7 protein-coding genes are annotated in these 7,143 nt (G+C 40.6%); all 7 read right to left on the bottom strand.

Annotated features, from left to right (window positions below):
- Positions 1-46: 46 nt before the first annotated feature.
- Positions 47-1,312 (bottom strand): CapA family protein, encoded by a 1,266-nt coding sequence (locus ECA1_RS15905; RefSeq protein WP_060793031.1) that lies wholly within the window; start codon positions 1,310-1,312, stop codon positions 47-49.
- Between the two features lie 436 nt (positions 1,313-1,748).
- Positions 1,749-3,107, bottom strand: a complete 1,359-nt coding sequence (locus ECA1_RS17955; RefSeq protein ID WP_236596079.1) for a BglG family transcription antiterminator — start codon at positions 3,105-3,107, stop codon at positions 1,749-1,751.
- Between the two features lie 47 nt (positions 3,108-3,154).
- Positions 3,155-3,850 (bottom strand): helix-turn-helix domain-containing protein, encoded by a 696-nt coding sequence (locus ECA1_RS17950; protein ID WP_236596080.1) that lies wholly within the window; start codon positions 3,848-3,850, stop codon positions 3,155-3,157.
- 23 nt (positions 3,851-3,873) lie between these two features.
- Positions 3,874-4,779, bottom strand: a complete 906-nt coding sequence (dapA, locus tag ECA1_RS15895) for a 4-hydroxy-tetrahydrodipicolinate synthase (RefSeq protein WP_060793030.1) — start codon at positions 4,777-4,779, stop codon at positions 3,874-3,876.
- Positions 4,776-5,441, bottom strand: coding sequence for an SIS domain-containing protein (locus tag ECA1_RS15890; protein ID WP_060793029.1), 666 nt, complete (start codon positions 5,439-5,441; stop codon positions 4,776-4,778). The genes dapA and ECA1_RS15890 overlap by 4 nt, the downstream gene beginning before the upstream one ends.
- 24 nt (positions 5,442-5,465) lie before the next feature.
- The gene (locus ECA1_RS15885; RefSeq protein ID WP_060793028.1) at positions 5,466-6,752 is read right to left on the bottom strand and encodes a PTS ascorbate transporter subunit IIC; all 1,287 of its coding nucleotides are present in this window, start codon (positions 6,750-6,752) and stop codon (positions 5,466-5,468) included.
- A gap of 25 nt (positions 6,753-6,777) precedes the next feature.
- Positions 6,778-7,143: a PTS sugar transporter subunit IIB gene (locus ECA1_RS15880; RefSeq protein ID WP_016610456.1), complete on the bottom strand. Its 366-nt coding sequence runs from the start codon at positions 7,141-7,143 to the stop codon at positions 6,778-6,780.

Raw genomic sequence — 7,143 nt, 5'->3', positions numbered from 1 at the left:
AATAATAAAAAAGCAACCTGTTAGCCAGATTGCTTTCTTGTCCTCACTACTCCCACTTCAAATCCAACAGCTCCAGCATTTCATGGTAGGCGGTTTCGATCCGCTGGCGCTTTTCTTCAGGGACATTTTTGGCATATTGCCCATCTGGCAGATAATCTGCGGCAAGGTAAACTTGAAAATCAAAGGCCTGCAAGACGCCGTATTCTGGATCATAATAGGTACGATCAGGGATCGGTTCTTTGGAGACCCAAGTCGGATGCAAGGCAATCTTGCTTAAATAGGTCCGCTGCCCTTCTTTGGAGATTTCAACTTCTGGGATGACGCCTCGTTCGGTCCAATAGTTGTTATTGACGGTTTCATAACGTTGATTCGACAATAAGTTTCCCATTGAATAAATGATAAATTTCTTTTCCCCGTCCTTTTCGATGATTTCGGTTGGTTCTGCTACATGCGGATGGCCACCGAAGATAATATCAGCACCAAAATCGATCATCTTCCGATAAACAGTTTGTTGTTCTTCCGTTGGTTCTAAAGAATACTCGACACCAGACTGAGGCATCACGATGGTGATATCCGCCAAGCTTTCCGCTTCTTTGATCTCTGCTTCCACTTTATCTAACGACAAGTCTTTCAAATAGGTGTCATACTCTGCTTGAGTTAAGCTTTCTTCAAGGCCATTGAAGCCATAGGCATAGGCCAAGAGAGCAACTTTAATCCCGTTGACTTCTTTGACCAGGATTCCGCTATTGTCGACCGTGACACCAATCGTTGCCAAGCCTTGGTCGTGAAAAGCAGCCGCCGTTGTTTTGATTCCTTCGATCCCTGTATCTAAAATATGGTTATGGGCAAGATCGATCACATCAAAGCCCGCGTCTTTGATACTGGCAACAGCATCGATAGGGGCGTTGAATAAGGGAAAACCGCCAAGCGGTTTATTAGGATTGATGGTTCCTTCAAAATCACCTAAAGCAAGGTCCGCCGATGCAATCAGCGGTTTGACTTGCTCAAAATCATTGTCAAAATCATAACGCTTCCCATCGTAAGCGCTTAAATAAACAGGTGTATGATAAAGCATATCGCCACTAGCTGTCACTGTGATGGTTTTTACTGCTGGCTTTGTTTCGGTAGAACTACTCGTTTCTTGCATTGGCTTTGTTGCCTTTGTCGTTTCTGCTGTATGACGCTGTTCGGGGATGCTTGTCACTTGAATCACTAGATAAATCACTCCAAGTATGATTGCCAGCAACGCTGTACTTAACCCCACAATGATCCGCTGGTGTTTCTGACGCTCCCGTCTTCGTTGTTGTCTCATGCCCTCACCCTTTCACTCTGCTTTATCAAAAACCTATCTTCGTTTACGTTCTAACGATATTCCCTGCTCCCTTTCCTGCGAACCTCACTAAATAATATCTTTTTATTAAATAATTATACTATATTTGAGATTCCTTTAATAGGTCGTTTTGTAAAAAATAAAAAAACAGCCCGATCGTGATCGAACTGTTTCTCCACTTCTATGGTAGCTGATTCCCGAATGCATCTTTCTTGTAGAACTGGACTAACCTCAAACGGCATAAATTAGTTTCATTAGAGAATTCTTCCGCTGTTAACAGTTCTGAGTAACATCGCTTGCGTTCGGATGAACAGCAGCAAATGATGAAGGCAAATGACTCCCCTTCGCACGCTTCTCTCAATAAAGACCAAAGAGTATCTGTTTTATCCTATAAGACTTACAGTATTTTCGAAAAAATTTATACAACAGCAGTACGTAAAATCTCTGCAAACCATTGATAAACTGTCTCCGGACATTCATGTTTTTCTAATTCTCGAAAAAAATCTTTGGATTCAATAAGGGTAATAAACTGAGTCATCGCATTTAGATGCTGCTTGCTGTCTAATGCAGAAAGGGTAAAGATATACTTTACAGGAATCGTTCCCAAGACATATACTTCAGATTCTAACGTTGTCAATCCCATGCCAAGTTTTTTTGCACCTGCTTCAGGAACCGTATGCGGTAAGGCAACTTGATCGAATATCACCATATAAGCGCCTTCTGATCTGGTTTGTTGAATGATCGAATCGATGTAATTTCTAGTGATGATCTTTCTTTCAATCAATGGATTGGCTGCGAGATAAAAGGCCTCTTCCCATGTTCTGGCTTTTTTGTTTAATTGTATCAATTCTGGACGCATCATATCCAACAGCATTGCAGGTTCTTTTGACTTTTTCTCTTTTTGAGACATGATAGATGCCGTTGGCGAGCAGGTCTCTTGTACAAATTTCTCTAAATGATGCCGCAGAGCTGACTCACTAGTAACTGTTGAATATTGTTGAATAACCTGCATCAAGCCGTCGATCGTCACAGTATTGGGCTTGATGCTTGTACTGGTTTCGAATTTGACATCTAAAAACAACTGGGTTCGTTCCTCGTAAGACATGATCGGGTTTACTACAAAAATCGGCTTTTTTAACGGATAAAGTTGAAAGTTGGGTTTTGTCGTAAAAATGATATCGTATGACTGATCAAATGAATGCAGTTCGCTTGTTTCAATCGGTCCCAATAAGATAAAAGAGGGAAAGATTTCCTTTAATTCATTGTAAATGATTGCTGAGCTTCCAATACCATTTGGGCAGACAACGACCCCCACTTTTTGTTGCACCATATATTCTTCAGAATTTCTGATCAAAAGCGCAAAGTGCATGGTTAAAAAGGCTACTTCTTCATCTGGAAGCTTTGAATCAAAGCTATCACTGATTGGTCTCAAGGTTTCTTTTACGATCTGATAAAGGTCATTATATTTTTCAAAAATTTTATCCTGCATAGGGTTGATGATCGGTAATCGAAACAGCATTCGGAAATAGGTCGGTCGAAAATGACTATATAATTGCTTGATGACAGAGTGTTTATCCTTGAAACGAATACCTGAAAGCAATTCAAATCGCTCGACAATTCTTTCTACCAAGTCAATGATGACCAAATTTCCTTGAAGCCATTCCTTTTCATTCCCTAATGCCATTCCCAGTACCCACCCACAGAGATAGTTCTTTTCTATACTATTCATCACCCCTGCGTTTTCTAAAACTTCTTCAGCAAAGCGGTACTCCTTCATTTTTACTAACTCATGATCATTAGAAAAAGGTTTTAGATCAAATTCATTCAAGCCCATTCTTGGGTATAAAAAATAAGGATATAGTTCAATTCAATCAACCTATTTTCAACTAACTCTATCGCATGTTTTTCTAAAAGAAGAGAAAGATAGGTGTCCTGCTCATCCGCCAATTGTATTCGTTCGTTATGAATAAAGTAACGGTAGATAAAATCATCGTCCTTGCTAGTTACATCTTCCAAAATCATTCGAAATAAAGCGTAACGAATCATCAGTTCATCACCTGCTAAGTGATACCCCTCTTTTCTCGAGTAACTGATTGAAATATCGTACCCCTGCAATTCCGCTTGTAATTTGCGCAGATCACTCATAAAGGTTGTTTTGTCGATTTTTAACGCATCTAAAAAATGGTTGACCGACAGATAGTCTTTCTCGTAGTAAAAGAGCGTCAAAAAGATATATTTTCCTCGTTCTTTTGAACTCATCTCATAATACTTAAACATACGCTCACGTAAAAATGACTCCAACAAATATTCCTTGCTTTTTTCAGGCAGTCGGATCACACTTTCCTTATTCACGCTAAGTGGTAGTTTTTGGGCAGATAGAAACTGGTTGATTTTATCAATGGTATACTCTATTTGAGTGCGGTTCATAGAATAATTCCGCTGAAGATAATCGTAACTGATGGTCGGTTTTTCAATCAGAGCCATCATCATCTTTCTCGTCCTATAGTCAATTTTCACCATCAATGTTCCCCCATTTCTGCAGCCTACTGTTCTACTTTCAATGTAAATCCTTCCGCTTGTACATATTTTTGAAGCACTTGATCCACCTGCTGCTTTTCTTCTTTCGTAAGATCTAGAACAGGCAGTTTCGGTAACCCAACATCCTGTCCGATTGCCCGCAAACAGTATTTCAGCCCAGACGGAATCGTTGAGCATTTGCAGGCTTCTCTAAAATCATCAATACTTGCTTGTGCTTGCCGTGCTTGTTCTATGTTTCCAGCTACAAATTGTTCATAGATCGACACATCTGTTTTCGTCACAACATTTGCGGTTGAAGCCACAGAACCATCTGCTCCTAACTGTAATGCTTCTAAAATCTTAGAGTCGCTTCCCATCAGCAAAGAGAAATCCTCTCGATGATTTAATTCAAGATAGCCCTTAAAGTTTTCTAGATCACCGCTCGAATCTTTTATCCCAATGATCGAATCAATTTTGAGTAATTCCGAGAAAACATGACGATTGATGAAATTTCTAGTATTTGGCGGAATATTGTACAAAATGATTGGCAGTGTCGTTTGCTCAGCAATCACACGATAATGATGAATCAGCTCTTCATCGGTATATTTCAAAAGATATGGTGTAATAATGGAAGCAGCATCAACGCCGATTTTTGCAAACTCATTTACTAACTCAATCACTTTATTCGTTGCAATATCTCCGGCACCTGCAAATACTGGTACTCTGCCCGATACTTCATCGACAACGATTTTTGCAAACTGGATTTTCTCTTCTTTGCTTAAGGTATGAAATTCGCCATTGGTTCCTAAAATAAACAACCCGTGGACACCACCAGCAATCAAATGTCTTACAAGCTTTCTAGTGCCCTCTTCATTGATACCGTTCTCATTTAATGGTGTGACCATTGCTGGTATAATTCCTCTGATTTTCATTGTGTAAGCTCCTTTTTTGTCGTTGCTCCTAAGCTTCCCCCTGGATGCCATTTAAGGTAATCTTCTAAATTGATTTCTTTTGCTTCTTGCAGCAACACCGACAGAACCTGCAGCTGGATCATTTGGGCGATCACAGAGGAACGTGGCGGTTTATTCAATGAGTCCCCTTCTTGGGAAACATAAGAAGACAATGTGACTTCAGCACAGGAAGCTAGGGAAGAATCTTCATTTCCTGTTACCGCTAAAATTACGGCGCCATTGGCTTTTAAGGCAGCAAGTGCATATTCTAATTCTTTGGTGTTCCCACTATTACTTATCGCAATCACTACATCGCCAGCCACGACTTGTCCTGCCGATCCGTGCACAGTTTCGGTTGTGTCTAAAAAATAGGCTGGCGTACCGACAGAGGAGAAAAGTGAAGCTGCATAGCCTGCTACATAGGAACATTTTCCCACGCCTGTTACATGAACGCGCTTATGATTTTTTTCTGCATGGAGAATAAGTTCTTTGGCCTTCACCATCTGTTGATAGACTTCTTCTTCTTCAAGCCGATAAAATTGAGCATCGCTTTGGGCTTTTAAATTCGTACTATATGCAAACAAAACGTTTTTTTCATTCAATACAGATTTTCCTTCCTTATAGCAAGGAGAAATTGTATCCATCCTTCTCCTTGCTAATCATACTGTTTAACTAAATAGTTTTAAGATTTTGTCTAGTAAAATTCCGATAATATTGTAGTCGATTTGAGGAAATCCAGCGTCTGTGATGCCTAATTCAGAAAAAGCTGGGAAAAGCACCAAAGGCAATGCAGTCAGCAAAATACCGCCTAAGAAGGATGCGATGATCGCCCCTTTCAACCCGCCTCTTATTGAACCAAAGACACCCATGGTTCCACCCGAGAAAAAAGCAATCCCAGCTGCTGGCAAAAGCACAACGGGAGAACCCACAGCAGCCATGGCAAACGTCGCTGTTAACCCACCTATAAACGAGGTAATAAAACCGACAGGAACCATGGTTGGCGCATATTGGAAAAACACAGGAACATCTACTGCCGGCATTGATCCTGGGATATATTTTTCTGAGATCGCCACGAAGGCAGCCGTTAATTCAGCAATAAATTGACGCACACCATAAATCAGTACAGACATCCCCGCAGCAAATTGCAACCCTTGAATCAACGGATACAAGAACCATAAGTCGTTGCCAGCCATTTCTTGAACGACATCCATATGACCACTTAAAACTGCTGCGATCGTTGCAATGTAGAAAAGAATAATCATGAAAAATGCAACAGAGAAGACAAAATCTCGGAATACGGAGAAGAAATCAGGGAGCTCGCGATTGGCTGCTTTCTCTTTCTTTGCTTGCCAATTTTTCCCTCCAATGACACTGCCGATGACACCTGAGAACCAGTAAAAAATCAAGTTAAAGTGACCTAGTGCAACCCCTGCATTACCTGTCAGCTCATCTGTATATTTCTGAGCCAATTTGGGCAGCCCTGCTCCTGCAAAACCTAGCACCAAAGAACCAAAGATAACTGTTACCCAAGTGGGCATACCATTCGAAATAAAAATCAACCCAATGACAGCAGCAAAGAAAAGATAATGCTGACCGGTTAAGAAAATTGATTTTAAAGGCGTCAATTTCGCAATAACTAATCCGAATATGAACCCTGAGCCCATAATCATTGATATTTCAAAACCATATACATCCATGGCTAACGCTGTAGCAGGCTCTACTGCCAGAACCGTCCCTTGAACACCAAATGCGGTCTGAAACAACGTGGCAAAATTTGCAGCAATCGTTCCTACATGACCACCACCAATATTAAAAATCATAAACCCAATGCCCACTTTGAGGACACCGCTCAGGGTCTCCTTCGCAGGCTTTCTTTGTGCAAGTAACCCAATCAAAGCCAAAATCATTAGCAACACAGCAGTATTTCTGAATTGGTTCATTACTAAAATTGCCATTCAATTTATTCCTCGCTCCATCAATTTATTTTGTTTGCATCGTTTCAAGAAATGTTTCTAGTTTTCCTTGGATCTCTTCTTTACTCATAATATTTTGAATGCCTATGACTTCATAAGGTTTGTTTTGAAAATCAGGTTCCGCTGCGATATCTGCCATACTCATAAAGGCATCGCCCGTAAAACCAATGAGGACGTCTAGGTTTCCATGAATCGTTTCAATGGGATAGCCGTTTTCTTCAATCACTGATTTTACTTTTATGTGAAGCAGCGTTGAACTCCCCATCCCCGCACGGCATGCAACCGCTATCAAATATTTCTTGCCATTACTTGTCTTAGGTTTTGCATCTGCTTGGATCGATGCATCATTTTTCTTTTTTTGAAAGAATCCCAT

Source organism: Enterococcus casseliflavus NBRC 100478, assembly GCF_001544095.1.
Taxonomy (GTDB): domain Bacteria; phylum Bacillota; class Bacilli; order Lactobacillales; family Enterococcaceae; genus Enterococcus_D; species Enterococcus_D casseliflavus.
Note: the sequence above shows the minus strand (reverse complement) of the source record. Positions and strands in the feature narration are given on the sequence as shown.